At 63.7% G+C, this 13,290-nt stretch carries 13 protein-coding genes; 7 read left to right on the top strand and 6 right to left on the bottom strand.

All coding sequences use genetic code 11. The features are described 5' to 3' along the window. Positions 1-3: 3 nt before the first annotated feature. Both ABY44_RS27175 and ABY44_RS27170 read right to left on the bottom strand, forming a co-directional pair. Complete coding sequence (locus tag ABY44_RS27175) at positions 4-678, bottom strand: response regulator transcription factor (RefSeq protein ID WP_060174502.1); 675 nt, start codon at positions 676-678, stop codon at positions 4-6. A 22-nt stretch (positions 679-700) separates the two neighbouring features. Beyond that, positions 701-1,609: a LysR family transcriptional regulator gene (locus ABY44_RS27170; protein WP_027792894.1), complete on the bottom strand. Its 909-nt coding sequence runs from the start codon at positions 1,607-1,609 to the stop codon at positions 701-703. 422 nt (positions 1,610-2,031) lie between these two features. On the opposite strand from ABY44_RS27170, the gene ABY44_RS27165 reads away from it, so the two are divergent. After that, complete coding sequence (locus ABY44_RS27165) at positions 2,032-2,406, top strand: hypothetical protein (RefSeq protein ID WP_027792893.1); 375 nt, start codon at positions 2,032-2,034, stop codon at positions 2,404-2,406. A 75-nt stretch (positions 2,407-2,481) separates the two neighbouring features. Here the strand turns inward: ABY44_RS27165 and ABY44_RS27160 are convergent, their stop codons facing one another. Next, a complete protein-coding gene (locus tag ABY44_RS27160) occupies positions 2,482-3,570 on the bottom strand; it encodes a porin (protein WP_060174501.1) in 1,089 nt (362 codons plus the stop codon). 232 nt (positions 3,571-3,802) lie between these two features. Between ABY44_RS27160 and ABY44_RS27155 the strand changes: the two genes are divergently transcribed. Beyond that, positions 3,803-4,183 (top strand): hypothetical protein, encoded by a 381-nt coding sequence (locus tag ABY44_RS27155; protein WP_155638008.1) that lies wholly within the window; start codon positions 3,803-3,805, stop codon positions 4,181-4,183. Between the two features lie 257 nt (positions 4,184-4,440). Continuing rightward, positions 4,441-5,115, top strand: coding sequence for a lytic polysaccharide monooxygenase auxiliary activity family 9 protein (locus tag ABY44_RS27150; RefSeq protein ID WP_060174522.1), 675 nt, complete (start codon positions 4,441-4,443; stop codon positions 5,113-5,115). A 98-nt stretch (positions 5,116-5,213) separates the two neighbouring features. Here the strand turns inward: ABY44_RS27150 and ABY44_RS27145 are convergent, their stop codons facing one another. Next, the gene (locus ABY44_RS27145) at positions 5,214-6,617 is read right to left on the bottom strand and encodes a GGDEF domain-containing protein (protein WP_060174500.1); all 1,404 of its coding nucleotides are present in this window, start codon (positions 6,615-6,617) and stop codon (positions 5,214-5,216) included. A gap of 671 nt (positions 6,618-7,288) precedes the next feature. On the opposite strand from ABY44_RS27145, the gene ABY44_RS27140 reads away from it, so the two are divergent. Further along, the gene (locus tag ABY44_RS27140; protein WP_408580755.1) at positions 7,289-8,497 is read left to right on the top strand and encodes a chitinase; all 1,209 of its coding nucleotides are present in this window, start codon (positions 7,289-7,291) and stop codon (positions 8,495-8,497) included. 54 nt (positions 8,498-8,551) lie between these two features. On the opposite strand, the gene ABY44_RS27135 is transcribed toward ABY44_RS27140, so the two are convergent. Then, positions 8,552-9,430 carry an SDR family oxidoreductase gene (locus ABY44_RS27135; protein ID WP_060174498.1) on the bottom strand — a complete coding sequence of 293 codons (879 nt, stop codon included), beginning with the start codon at positions 9,428-9,430 and terminating at the stop codon, positions 8,552-8,554. A 185-nt stretch (positions 9,431-9,615) separates the two neighbouring features. On the opposite strand from ABY44_RS27135, the gene ABY44_RS27130 reads away from it, so the two are divergent. Further along, positions 9,616-10,578 carry a GlxA family transcriptional regulator gene (locus ABY44_RS27130; protein WP_060174497.1) on the top strand — a complete coding sequence of 321 codons (963 nt, stop codon included), beginning with the start codon at positions 9,616-9,618 and terminating at the stop codon, positions 10,576-10,578. Between the two features lie 76 nt (positions 10,579-10,654). On the opposite strand, the gene ABY44_RS27125 is transcribed toward ABY44_RS27130, so the two are convergent. Beyond that, on the bottom strand, positions 10,655-11,587 hold the full coding sequence (locus ABY44_RS27125) for a LysR family transcriptional regulator (RefSeq protein WP_060174496.1): 933 nt from the start codon (positions 11,585-11,587) through the stop codon (positions 10,655-10,657). Positions 11,588-11,795: 208 nt separating this feature from the next. Between ABY44_RS27125 and ABY44_RS27120 the strand changes: the two genes are divergently transcribed. Beyond that, positions 11,796-12,662, top strand: coding sequence for an NmrA family NAD(P)-binding protein (locus ABY44_RS27120; RefSeq protein WP_060174495.1), 867 nt, complete (start codon positions 11,796-11,798; stop codon positions 12,660-12,662). 219 nt (positions 12,663-12,881) lie between these two features. Next, positions 12,882-13,289 (top strand): MAPEG family protein, encoded by a 408-nt coding sequence (locus ABY44_RS27115; RefSeq protein ID WP_060174494.1) that lies wholly within the window; start codon positions 12,882-12,884, stop codon positions 13,287-13,289. Position 13,290: the final 1 nt, after the last annotated feature.

Below are 13,290 nucleotides of genomic sequence, written 5' to 3'. Positions count from 1 at the left end.
GATTCAGCCGAGCATGTAGCCCGAGCCGCGGATCGTGCGGATCAACGGTGCCGCATCCGGACGGTTCACCTTCTTGCGCAGGCGGCCGACGTGGACGTCGATCAGGTTGGTGCCCGGATCGAAGCGGCAGCCCCACACCGCCTCGAAGATCATCGTGCGCGTGAGCACGCGGCCGGCGTGGCGCATCATGAATTCGAGCACGCGCAATTCGGTCGGCAGCAGCGCGAGCTCGCTCGCGCCGAGCGTGACGCGGCGCCGCACCAGGTCGAATGCGAGCTCGCCCGCGCGCAGGACCGTCTCGACCTGCGCGCCGCGCGGCCGGCGGCGGATCAGCACGTCGATGCGCGCGCACATCTCGTCGAGCGAGAACGGCTTGACGAGATAGTCGTCGCCGCCCGCGCGCAGCCCCTGGATGCGCTGGTCGACGTCGGACATCGCGCTCATCACGAGCACCGGCGTGTCGAGGCCGACGCCGCGCATCGTCGCGAGAATCGTGAGCCCGTCGAGATCCGGCAGCATGCGGTCGAGCGTCACGACGTCGTAGTCCGCACTCATCGCCCTGGCCATGCCATCGCGGCCGGTGCGCGCGACGTCCACCTGGTGGCCGGCGGCGCGCAGCGTCTGGGTGATGTGATCCGCGATCAGCGGATCGTCTTCGATCGTCAGGATGTGGGGCATGGACGGAGCGGCCCGGGCGGAATCAGGCGGCGGCGCGCTCGGGCGCGCGATAGTGTTCGACCACGTAGTCGATGAAGCTGCGGACCTTGGTCGACAGATGGTTGCGGCTCGGGTAAAGCATCGAGATGCAGCGCGCGCCGCCGTTCACTTCGTAGCGTTCGAGCAGCGGCACCAGCGCGCCGCGTGCGAGATCGTCGGCGACGAGCGGGTGCGGCAATTGCGTGATGCCCATGTGATTGAGTGCCGCGATCCGCACCATCATGCTGCCGGTCGAGGCCAGCGCGTTGCCGGTGTAGACGCGGTAGGAGCCGTCGACGTCCGAGAACTCCCAGCTGCGCGCGGTGCCGTTCGACACGGTCAGCAGGCTGTGTTCGTTCAGTTCGACGGGATCGTTCGGCGTGCCGTGGCGCGCGAGGTACTCGGGCGACGCGACGACCACGTCGCGCACGCTCGTCAGCATCCGCGACACGAAGGTCGCGTTGACGAGGCGGCGATCGTCGCAGAAGCAGACGTCGTAGCCGCCCTCGACCATGTCGACGTGCGTGTCGAACGTGGTCACGTCGAACCGGACGCGCGGATGCCCGTCGCGATACGCCGACAGCAGCATGCCGAGGCCGGCCGCGACGGAGGTCGCCGACGCGGCGATCCGCAGCGTGCCGCGCGGGTCGCGCGTGACCTGCACGAGGTTCGATTCCATCTCGTCGAGCTTCTCGATGATCGAGCGGCAACCGTCGAGATATTCGCGGCCGGTCTCGGTGAGGGACAGGCTGCGGGTCGTCCGGTTCAGCAGTCGCATGTTCAGGTGCGCTTCGAGCATGCCGACGCTGCGCGTGACCGCGGCCGCCGACATCCCGAGCTGGCGCGCGGCGAGATTGAAACTCGACAACTCGACTACACGCGTGAACACGCGCATCGCTTGCAGTTGGTTCATGGTCCGCCGAAGGAAAGAATTGACCGTTCGCATGCGCCGCCGACGCATCGCTCGATGCGTGCCGCCGCGCGTGACCGGCGAGGTAGCGAGCCGATTATGGGATGCGGGCCGGCGCCGGACGCTTAAAAAACGACGCGGAATGGATGAAATTTCGTTTAAGGAAGCGGCGGACGAGGCGGGGGGCGAGGCGTGCGCGAGCGGGGCGGCGTTCTCGCCTGACGCTGCGATTCACTGAACACGCGTGTCGTCGAAGGTATCGACCATGCCATCGAGATCGTCGTGCGTCGTGACGGCGAATACGCGATTGTCGCAACGGCAGTCAACCTAAAAATAAATTCATGAAGCTGCATCAAATCTTCAGGTGCGCGCGCGACGCGGCTGCCGATAATGGGCCGATACGAGTAGCCACGAGGAACGCAATAATGACGCAGCCGCTGAGTATCAAGATGATCCAGGAGCACGGCAAGCCGGTGGTGCTGGTGTCGGTCGAACGGGGCGCCGCGGTGCTCGATCCGGAGGACGTCGACGCGGTCATCCAGTATCTGAGCCTGTTGCGCGCGTCGATGCAGCCGGCCGTGCCCGAGATGCCGCCGCGCGCGCAGCAGTTCGTGACGGAGATGGACCCGTGCTGGTATGCGGAGCGCCATCCGCTGTACGGCGGCGCGGTGCTGTTGCTGCGGCACACGGGGCTCGGCTGGGCGAGTTTCGCGCTGCCGCCGCGGAGCCTCGAGCGTCTGCACGGGTCGCTCACGCAACTGCTGGAGGACGAGCAGATGGTGGTCAGCCTGCCGAACTGATTCGGCGCGTGGGTCGATCGCGCCGGCCGGGGCCGGCTTCCGGTACACGGGAAGCCGGCCCCTTCGCGCGATCGCCTAGAACGTGTGGCGCAGCCCGATCCGGCCGACCGCCTGCCGGCCGCTCGACGACGGATCGAAGCCCGCGACCTGCGCGACGGCGCCGCCCGACGCCATCTGCAGTGCCGCGAGTGCATAGATCGCCGTGCGCTTCGACAGCTCGTACTCGGCGCTCGCGTTCAGTTGCCGGTAGTCGGGTTCCTGGCCGGTCGCGTGGTCGCGGCCGGTCGTGTAGGTATAGCCGAGGCCGAAGTTGAGCTGGCTCGTGGCGGCGAGCGTGCCGGCGATCTCGTAGTTCTGGAACTTCACGTCCTGCGCGTCGTCGCCTTGCTGGAAATCGACGTTGGTGAAGTTGCCCATCAGCTTGACGTTGCCGATCTGGTACGACGCGCCGGCCGCGAAGATGTTCTGGCTGCGCGCGTTCATGAGCGCGTCGCCGTACACCGCGTTCGTGTATCCGCCGCCGTTCTGGTAGCTCTGCACAGCCTGCTCCGGATCGTTGACGCGCAGGTAGCCGACGCCGGCCGAGAACGGCCCGTTCGTGTAGGCGAGCGCCGCGCTGTACGCGGCGTTGTCGGAGAAGCGGCCGGGCTGCCCGCCGAACGAGTAGAGCGCCTCGGCAGTGAAGCCGGCGATCGTCGGGCTCGTGTATTTCACGGCATTGCTGATCGCGAAGCCGTTGTCGAGGTTGTCCATGTCGTTCGGGTGCGAGAAATACCAGCCCCCGTAATAGTCGTTCAGCGAATACGGCTCGATCAGGTCGACGATCGGATCCCACTGCCGGCCGAGCGTCAGCGTGCCCATGCGTTGGTCGGACAACCCGACGTAAGCGTTGCGCGAGAACGCGAGGCCGCTGCCGAGCCCGCCGTTCGTGGAATTGAAGCCGCTTTCGAGATCGAAGATCGCGGCGAGCCCGCCACCGAGATCTTCCTTGCCGCGCAGCCCCCAGCGGCTGCCGGCGCTGACGCCGCTCGCCATCTGCCACAGGTGCTGGCCGTCGACGTTCGACGCGAAGTCGATCCCGGTGTCGATGACGCCGTACAGCGTGACGCTGCTTTGCGCATGCGCGTGGGAGAACAGGCCGCAGCAGGCGAGTGCGCACGTCATGCGCAGCAGCCGTGTCGTTTTATTCATGGATGAAGGTCTCGAACGTAGGTTGACGGATATTGTTCGCAGTCCTTGTTTAAAGGGCTGGTCGTCGAGAATATAGCTGCGTCAAAAGCGTGCGGATCGGCAATTCAGTCTTTCAGATTTTGCGTTGGTTTCGTGCCTGTGGGCGGTCGACAACGCGGGCGTTGGGCGCTGTGGGTTGTTCGCTTCGGGGTGGGGGCTTGGGGGGATGACTCCGCGCTTCGCAACGCGACCGACATTGACGACATCGATGCGCAGCGCGCCAGCGTTTGAATATGCCCGGATCTGGAGGCTCCCGGTCGACGATGGCCTGCGAGCTATTTTCAGATCAGGCGTAATTTTCAGCGAAACAATGATTCGTCCCGATCCGGATTTTGAATTATTGGCGGGTTTTATCCAGTTCAAATATCAATCGACGAATCAAATTATTGAGCAATGGAGTCGGCCATTCCGGTGGCCTCCGAACGCGAAATTCCGGGATCGATCATTCACGATCGTCAAACACCAGAATCCGCGTTACGTCAGGGTTGAAGGGCGAAGAAACCAGGAATGGATGATTCGATGCCGCGAATCAAATGATTATCAATGACGGACGTTTATTTTTCCGGTTTTTGCGGATAAGGTTCGACTCGGTGAAAGTGATTTGTCAGGAAGCACGGCGATTGATCATTGCTTGCCGCGGTTTCATTCGACCGCCGCTTTCGCCGATCAGCATGCGCGACGATGCGTCGACAGGAATCTCTTCGCGGAATCCTGCGACAGGCTCGATGTGCGCATATCCGTTTCGACATTCATGCCATGAGAGGGCTCATGAACCAGAACATCCGCAGCTACGTTGCTTTCGTCATGCCACGCGCGCTGGCCGGTGCGGCACTGCTGGTCGCGGCGGCCGGTGCGCACGCGCACGGCCGTTTGACCGAACCGCCTTCGCGCATCGTGCTGTGCACGCAAGGCCAGAATCCGAACTGCCCTGTCGACGCGTGGCACGCGAACGCGATGGAGAACGGCAAGTTCTTCCCCGCGACGCAAAGCGGCCTGCCGGACCCGTTCGCGCCGGACGACGCGAAGAATGCCGCACCACCGAAGGACGGCGAAATCGCCGGCGCCAGCACGAATGGCCCGCTGCCCGTGCTGAACGAGCAGTCGCCGGGCCGCTGGCAGAAGATCCCGCTACGGCCGGGCGCGGTGCAGAATTTCAAGTGGGAATTCAGCGCCGTGCACAAGACGCGTCGCTGGAACTACTTCATTACACGCGCCGACTGGAACCCGTCGGAAAAGCTCACGCGTGCGCAGTTCGAGCCCACGCCGTTCTGCACGATCCAGAATCCCGGCCAGCCATACTGGAACCCGAACGCGAACCTGGTGCCCCAGCAGCCGACCATTCACGCGTGCCGGCTGCCGATGCGTAGCGGCTACCACGTCATCCTTGCAGTCTGGGAAGTCGCGGATACGGCGATGGCGTTCTATCAGGTCGTCGACGCGATCTTCACCAATGGCGATACGACACGCAGCCCGTTCTGATCCGGCCGCGACATGACGCGCCCGGCGATGCCCGGCGCGTCATGAGTTGAAGAACCCGTGTGAGGAGCGCGGTGAGCGGCACTGACACGGCAACCGGCTTACCCGGCGACCACCTGGTTGCGGCCTTGATGCTTCGCGCGGTACAGGCGTTCGTCGGCCTTGCGCAGGATCGCGTCGATCGTCTCGCCGTCCCGGCCGAATTCGGAGGCGCCGACACTCACGGTGACCTTGATCGGTTCGCCGATGCCTGCTTCGAACGGCGCGCCGGCGATTGCCGCGCGGATGCGCTCGCCGATCGACCGGGCCGTGTCCAGCGCGGCTTGCGGCAGCAGCACCATGAATTCCTCGCCGCCTACCCGCGCGACGCCATCGTACGGCCGGATCGCATCGGTGCATTTGTCGACGAAGCGTTGCAACACCTGATCGCCCGCCTGATGCCCGTAACTGTCGTTGATCGCCTTGAAGTGGTCGAGGTCGAGCGCGAGCAGCGAGAACGGCGCGCCGTTGCGCTTGGCCCGGTTGATTTCCGCTTCCACGCTTTCGATGAATTGCCGCCGGTTGGTCGCGCCCGTGAGCGGGTCCGTGGCCGCCAGGTGCTCGAGCTTTTCGTTGGTCCGTTGCAGCGCCTGCAACGCACGCTCCGTCCTGGCCATCGCGTCCCTCAACCGGGCAAACAGTTCTGCCTGGCTGTAGATCTTCGAAAACGAACGGGTCGTTTGAAAGGCCTGCACCACGCCGAAACTGAGCAGGAAGAAGCCGGCTGCGAAAATCGCATGCGCGAGCCACCACATGTGATTCCACGGCCGCCCGAGGATGAAGGCGAGCGACGAGAGTGCGAACGACGTGACCGAAATGCCGTAGATCGTCATCAGCGGCGAGCGGATGCGGCGTACGACCAGCGCAACGACGTTCACGGCCGAGAGCAGCAGTGCGCCGCCTTCCATCGACAGGCGCACCCACAGGTTGCCGGCCACCGGCGAGAAGGCGATCACGGCGACCGCGACGTCGACGAGTCCGAACAGCGCGAGCCAGGGCAACCAGATGCGGGGATCGGCGCGGGTCGTTGCGCTGTCGGCCTTGTGACTATAGGTGAGCTGCCCGACAAGGATCAGGATCGACATGGTCAGGCGCGATGCCGGCCCGTACAGCAGGAACAGCCAGATGTTGTGATGCGCCATGCCGGTGAACAGGCCGTGCAACGCATAGATGACGGAAAAGCCCAGAAAGCCCAGCGTAAGCCAGCGAAGCAACGGCTCACCCGACAGGCGATAGCAGCGCCAGCAGACATACGTGACGAACGCGCCTTCGAGCGTGGCGGCCGCGATCGCCAGCTCGTGAAAGGCGTGATTCTCGAATTTCAGCGACGGGTCCTGGAAGAAGTACAGGTAGGCGATCAGATAGGCGGGCAGCAGCGCGAAGCCGACCAGCAGGAGCCTCGCGTACACCCGGGTGACCAGTTGGGTGGTGCGGGTCGACGCTTGGGGGGCGAGATCGACAGTCATGTTCGGCCTCCGGGTTCGGTGGATGCATCAAGGACGGCTACGTGACGTCATCGCGGGTCGGCAGCCAATACGATGAAGCCCGATCGCGTCGCCTGAATTTCGTTGTTTTGAACAATCAGCCAAATGGCTGCGGGATATCCGGTTAAATTATCGAATGGCGATAATTGCAATATGGCAATGCGATCGCGTGAATATTTCTGATTTCGATACGGGTGAAAATACTCGATTCAAGGGTTGATGCCTGACGATTATGTAGTATAACCAAACGAAACGCGGGCGTCGGATTGAAGCATCACTACATCGGCCGTCGAAAGACCGGTATCCGCCGCCGCGTGGCAGGCACGCTATCCCAGGCCTGCGTGACGGCTTCACGTACCGCCTGCATCGCGCGTGTGACGGGCATCCGGTCTTGCGCGAAAGTGGCGTGTACATGCTTCACCAGCATAGACCGAAGTCGCAGTTTTTTCGTCGTAGATATAAGAACAAAATCAATATCGAAATTTGTCTTCGGATGGCAATTTGTAAGGTTGATTTCTCTTGAATTCGACCTGGGCGGAGCGTTGTCAATCGAAAGTGGAAGCCGCCGGGTGGAGGAGTCGAAAGGCTGATCTGATCACGATGTTGATTCGGTAGTCCGTATCAATGGTGCAGACGCTTGCCGTCCGCATGACGTGGCGGGTTTTCGTTACGCCCGTGTGGACGGAGCGCGTCTTCCTGAAATCTTCCCCGGCATGTATCGCGTGAAAGACCGATGCCGGCAATGCGTAAAACGCAATGAGGGCGTGAAAATGAAGAGCAACCGATCCGGAATCATGCAGCGATCGACCTTGAAGGGCGCGCTGGCGCTTCTGCTGGCATGGTCGTCCTTCGGCACCGGCACCGCCGCGGCAGCCGGGACGGGTACCGGCACGGCGCCGGCGTTCGTTTATAGCCCGTACAAGGACGCGACGATTTCGATGAACTGGAACACGAACGTCATCTCGTCGAACGTCACCGGTCAGATGCGCCCGGTGCTGTCGGTGCTGCCAGCCGGTGTCCGCACGCTGACGCTCGCGTTTGCGACCGGCGAATGCGGCAGCGAGAACTGGGCGGGCGTCGACGGCGGCGCGATGGCGGCCGCCAATGTGCCGCTTTTCACTGCTGCCAATGTGAATTACGTGATTTCCACCGGCGGCGCGGCCGGCATGTTCACGTGCGGGTCGGATGCGGGCATGGCGGCCTTCATCAATCGTTATGCGTCGAACAACCTCATCGGGATCGACTTCGATATCGAGGGCGGGCAGACACAACAGGTGATCGACGATCTCGTCCGGCGCGTGGCGGTCGCCCAGCAGAATTATCCCGGCCTGCGCTTCAGCTTTACGCTCGCGACACTGGCCCCTTCCCAGCAGGGCGCGACCACGGCCGGCTCCTGGGGCGCTAGCGCCCCCGACAGCTTCAACGTGTATGGAGACTGGGTCATGCAGGCGATCCAGGCGTACGGCCTGAAGAACTACACCATCGACCTGATGACGATGGACTACGGGTCGGCGGGGGCGGGGAACTGCGTGGTCGCGAACGGCACCTGCCAGATGGGACAGTCGGCGATCCAGGCGGCGATGAACCTGCACGATCACTGGGGCGTGCCGTACAGCCAGATCGAGCTGACGCCGATGATCGGCGGCAACGATGTGAGCGGCGAAACCTTTACGCCGGCCGATGCGGACACCGTTGCGCAGTTCGTGAAACAGAATGGCCTCGTGGGTGTCCACTTCTGGTCGTTCGACCGTGACGTCGATTGTCCGCCCGGCGCCGCATCGTCGACGTGCAACTCCATCGGCGGCGTCGGTACGCTCGGTTATACGAACCGGTTTGCCAACGACCTCGCGCCCGGCAATTGAACGAAGCGGGGGCAGCGCGTCGGATCGGTGTCGGCTTCCGCGTCGAGCGTACCTTCAGGCCGCGGCGGATCGCCCTTTCGGCTCGGCGAGGTGTGCCAGCCCGAGGCCCTCGAGCACCTGCGCCTGAATCGATGCCGCTTGGGCGTTGAGGGCGTCAGCGCCGAATGACTCGCCCACGATCAAACGCGGCGGGCGAGTACCGTTGGCTTGTGCGACAAGCTGCACGATCGCGTCGGCGACGTCGTGCGGGTTCGGCGCGTGGTCGCTCGCGAACAGCGCCATGAGCGTCTCCACCATCTTGTCCGGAATCGCGCCGGCCTCGCCGTAGCCGGGTATGCGTGCGGCGTCGGCGGGCCGCTGCGCGCTGGCGAAAATATTCGTCGGATAGTTGCTGGGTTGAACGAGAACGACGTCGATGCCCGACGTCGACAACTCGTAGCGGTAGCTGTCGGTCAACGCTTCGAGCGCGAACTTCGATGCGCCATAAAGACCGAAGAACGGAAACGTCACGCGGCCGAGTATCGAGCCGATGTTCACGATCAGGCCTTCGCCCAGTTTCCTGAAGGTTGGCAGCACCGCCCTCGACGTTCGCTGGATGCCGAATACATTCACGTCGAAGAGCGCCTGTACCTGCTGTGTCGTGAACGCCTCGGAAATACCCGCTGATCCGATACCTGCGTTGTTGACGAGGACGTCGAGATGCCCGGCATTTTCCAGCACGGAAGCCACGCCTCGCTCGACGGACGCATCGTCCGCCACATCCAGTTCGATGACGTGCATGCCTTTCGCTTGAAGGGCTTCGGCATGCGGCCGGTTTCGGCCGGCGATGTCGCGCATCGACGCGAATACCCGGTGCCCGGCCGCCGAGAGCCCTTCTGCAGTGTGGCGGCCGAAGCCGCTGCTGGCGCCGGTTATCAGAATAGTTTTGGTCATGTCGAGTGTGTTCCAGCAAAACAAGGTTGGAGAGCCGCAACCGAATCAGCGCGAGCATGTCCGACGCGGTCGAGATGAAATGGGCGACGTCATTGGAGAACTCTTCGCCGCATTGCAGTGCAGTCTAGGTTTTTCACGGAAAGCGGGCTATAGTCGCAAATGACATTAATGGATGCGTTTACGACATGAGATTGTCCATTCTGGCGCTCGAAGGGCTGTTCGACACCGGCCTGACGGTGCTTTTGGATACCTTCGCGATGGCCAACGAACTGGCTGCCGCTCAGGGCTTTGCCGCGCCGCCCTTCGACGTCGGAGTGGTCGGCGTACGCAGACGCGTCCGTACCGCGCACGGACTGTCCATGCTGGCGGAGCCCGCAAGCAGCGCACGCCATGCCGACTGGGTGGTCGTGCCCGCGCCTGGCATCAGGCAGCCGGAGCGCCTGATCGAGGCGCTGGAGCGTCCGGACGTGCGCGATGCAATGGCGCACCTTCGGGCGTGGCATGCCGATGGCGTCGGCGTCGCCGCCGCTTGCATCGGTACGTTCGTGCTGGCGGAAGCCGGGCTTCTGGATCATCGCGAGGCGACGACAACCTGGTCGCTCTCGCCCTTCTTTCGTCAACGTTATCCTGCGGTCGATCTGAACGATTCACGCATGGTCGTCGCCGCGGATCGCTTGGTGACGGCGGGATCGGCCATGGGTCATCTCGACCTTGCGCTGTGGTTGATGCGTCAGGCGAGTCCCGAACTGGCCACGCTCGTTGCCCGTTTCATGCTGATCGACAAGCGTTCGTCGCAGGCCGAATACATCATTCCGGATTACCTTGCCCATGCGGATCCGCTGGTCGCTCGATTCGAGCGATGGGCCCGCGAGCATCTTTCCGCGGGTTTTTCGCTTCAGGCGGCGGCCGCCGCATTGGCCGTCGGACCGCGCACGCTGCAGCGCCGTACCGAGGCGGTACTTGGGAAGTCGCCATTGGCGTTCGTCCAGGATCTCCGCATCGAACGGGCACAGAATCTCGTGTCGATGGGTTACGACCTGGAGACGATTGCGAGCGAGGTCGGCTACGCGGATGCGGCGACGTTGCGGGCCTTGTTGCGTCGCAGGCTCGGCCGTGGGGTGCGGGAATTGCGCGCCAGCAATCGGTAGCGTCCGGCCTTGAAAAGCGGCGTGCCGTACGCGGCGAATGCCGAGCCACGGGGCCGTGGGCGCCGCCGGAACGGGACTAGCGCCTGCCGGCGCGCCCGTGAATACCCGTCAGTTCGACCATGAAATCCAGGAACGCCCGGGTCTTGGCCGGCACGTGATGCCGGGATGGGTAGTACGCATATAACGGATACCGCTCGTCGGCCCATTCGGGAAAGAGATCGATCAACCGGCCGTCGGCGATCAGCGGCTCGGCACCGAGCAGCAGCATCTGCGCAATGCCGGAACCGGCGAGGCACGCGCTGAGCAGGGCGCCTGGATCGTTGACCGTGAGGCGTCCCCGGGTGTCGACCACGATGCGTTTGCGCCGACGATGGAATTCCCAGGCGAACGGCTTGCCTGTCTCCGGGTTGCGAAATTCAAGGCACCGGTGGCTCCGGCTTTCGAGGTCCTCGGGTTTGGCCGGCCGTCCCCGGCGAGCGATGTACGAGGGCGCCGCGACCGTCACGACGCCGGTATCGAGCAGCTTTCTCGCAATCAGGCTGGACGATCGCGGTTCGCCGAATCGCACGGCGAGGTCGAAGCCGTCCATGACGAGGTCGCCCAGGCTGTCTCGCGCGATGAGCTCGATTTCGAGGTCGGGATGTGCGTCCATGAACGCATCGAGTTGTTGCCCGAGAATGGCCCGGTAAACGACGGGATCCAGATTGATTCGCAGCTTTCCGCGCACGACGGAGGCGCCGCCTGCGGCCGCCGCGGCCGCTTCCTCCAGCCCGGCAAGATGCGGCATGACCTGCTCGTAAAACCTGCGGCCCTCTTCAGTCAGCGACACCGACCGCGTCGTTCGATTGAAAAGCCGGATGTTCAGCCTTCTTTCCAGTCGTGCAATCGCTCGACTGACGCCCGGCGGCGTCATGCCTATTACGTCGGCCGCAGCCGCAAACGTTCCGGCATCGACCACGGCGGCGAACACGCTAATGCTGCCGGACAGTTTCTCGCTACTGGATCTCATGGTTGTTCGAGTGCATACGGTGGCGGATCGCGGGCGACCCGCTGAAGGCCGCCACGCCGACGCCGGACAGCGCAGCAATGCCGGTCGTCTGCGTCGATCATGCCGAATTAGTGACGCGTTGTCACTTATCTGCTTCCATCCATGTCGTTTTGTTTCGCTCGATGTTTGGCCAGAATGCGACCGACGTATTCACACACGGAGAACGAGCATGTATGCGATAACAGGAATCACCGGCAAGGTCGGCGGCGCATTGGCCAGCGAGCTGCTGGCCTCGGGGCGGCCGGTGCGCGCGGTCGCGCGCGACACGACGCGGGCAGGGGCGTGGGCGGCGCGCGGGTGCGAGATTGCGACTGCCTTCATGGAAGACCCATCGTCGCTCGCCGCCGCGTTCACGGGCGCTGCGGGCGTTTTCATCCTGCCGCCTTCGGAGTTCGATCCGGAGCCCGGGTTTCCCGAGGCGCGGAAAGTGATCGAGGCCGTGTCCGCGGCGCTTCTGAAGGCGCGCCCCGAAAAGGTCGTTTGCCTGTCGACGATCGGTGCACAGGCTGACGAGCCCAATCTGCTCACGCAACGCACGCTGATGGAACAGGCGCTGCGCGAGATGCCGATGCCCGTGACGTTCCTGCGGCCCGGCTGGTTCATGGAGAACGCCGCGTGGGACGTCGCGTCCGCGCGCGACGAGGGCGTCGTCGCCAGCTACCTGCAGCCGCTCGACAAACCCGTGCCGATGGTCGCCACCGCGGACGTAGGTCGCGTTGCGGCCGAACTGCTCCAGCAGACCTGGCGCGGTGTGCGTGTCGTCGAGCTCGAGGGCCCGCGCCGCGTGAGCCCCGACGATCTTGCACTCGCCTTCGCTCGCGTTCTGGGCCGGCAGGTGCGCGCAGAAGGCGTCGACAGGCGAACGTGGGAAGCGCTGTTCCGTGCGCAGGGCATGAAACATCCACTACCCCGCATGCGCATGCTGGACGGCTTCAACGAAGGCTGGATCGATTTCGAAAGTAATCCGGAAGAAATCGTGCGCGGTCACATCGCACTGGATACGGTTCTTGGCGAGCTTGTGTCGCGTGCGGTCTGAATGAATTCGGTGGGCGACGTGTGGCGCGTTGGTGCTACGCGCCAACGATGCATCGTCGCGGTCGAACGACTGTCGGATTCCATGTCGATCGGGTGTCGCGATTGTCGCTATTAATGTCATTTGTGACTATGGATCAGACCTCGTCGCGAGTCTAGACTGCGAAGCGTTTCCGGCATCCGCAGATCTCTGCTGCACCTTCTGTACGACAAGGCCAATCCGATGACATTTTCGCCAGAACTTCACCTGCTGACGCTCACCGCAATCGCAACGCTGCTGATGTGGATTCCGTACATGCTGGCCAGGATCATGACGCGTGGCCTGATGGCGGCCCTGAACAATCCCGATCCGTCCCGTCCGCCCGATCCGCCGTGGGCGGAACGCGCACGGAGCGCGCATGCGAACGCGATCGAGAATCTCGCCGTGTTCGCCCCGCTCGTGCTGATGTGCGCAATGACGGGGGCGAGCGGCCCGGCGACGGTGTTCGCGGCCAAGCTCTATCTCGGTGCCCGGTTGGTTCACTACGTGGTCTACGCCGCCGGCATTCCCGTTGTTCGCACGATCGCCTTCCTGGCCGGCTTCGCGGCGACGCTCACGTTCGCTGTTGCGTTGCTCGGACAAGCGAGCTGAC

Origin of the sequence: Burkholderia sp. ZZQ-2, assembly GCF_050768715.1 — a bacterium.
Classification (GTDB): Bacteria; Pseudomonadota; Gammaproteobacteria; order Burkholderiales; family Burkholderiaceae; genus Burkholderia; species Burkholderia cepacia.
Note: the sequence above shows the minus strand (reverse complement) of the source record. Positions and strands in the feature narration are given on the sequence as shown.

Excerpts from the sequence above, each read along its gene's own strand:
- ABY44_RS27145 (WP_060174500.1), bottom strand. The coding sequence starts at position 6,617 with ATGACTGTCGATCTCGCCCCCCAAGCGTCGACCCGCACCACCCAACTG.
- ABY44_RS27175 (WP_060174502.1), bottom strand. The coding sequence starts at position 678 with ATGCCCCACATCCTGACGATCGAAGACGATCCGCTGATCGCGGATCAC.
- ABY44_RS27125 (WP_060174496.1), bottom strand. The coding sequence starts at position 11,587 with ATGAGATCCAGTAGCGAGAAACTGTCCGGCAGCATTAGCGTGTTCGCC.
- ABY44_RS27150 (WP_060174522.1), top strand. The coding sequence starts at position 4,441 with ATGCCACGCGCGCTGGCCGGTGCGGCACTGCTGGTCGCGGCGGCCGGT.
- ABY44_RS27120 (WP_060174495.1), top strand. The coding sequence starts at position 11,796 with ATGTATGCGATAACAGGAATCACCGGCAAGGTCGGCGGCGCATTGGCC.
- ABY44_RS27165 (WP_027792893.1), top strand. The coding sequence starts at position 2,032 with ATGACGCAGCCGCTGAGTATCAAGATGATCCAGGAGCACGGCAAGCCG.
- ABY44_RS27130 (WP_060174497.1), top strand. The coding sequence starts at position 9,616 with ATGAGATTGTCCATTCTGGCGCTCGAAGGGCTGTTCGACACCGGCCTG.
- ABY44_RS27155 (WP_155638008.1), top strand. The coding sequence starts at position 3,803 with ATGACTCCGCGCTTCGCAACGCGACCGACATTGACGACATCGATGCGC.
- ABY44_RS27135 (WP_060174498.1), bottom strand. The coding sequence starts at position 9,430 with ATGACCAAAACTATTCTGATAACCGGCGCCAGCAGCGGCTTCGGCCGC.
- ABY44_RS27160 (WP_060174501.1), bottom strand. The coding sequence starts at position 3,570 with ATGACGTGCGCACTCGCCTGCTGCGGCCTGTTCTCCCACGCGCATGCG.
- ABY44_RS27115 (WP_060174494.1), top strand. The coding sequence starts at position 12,882 with ATGACATTTTCGCCAGAACTTCACCTGCTGACGCTCACCGCAATCGCA.
- ABY44_RS27170 (WP_027792894.1), bottom strand. The coding sequence starts at position 1,609 with ATGAACCAACTGCAAGCGATGCGCGTGTTCACGCGTGTAGTCGAGTTG.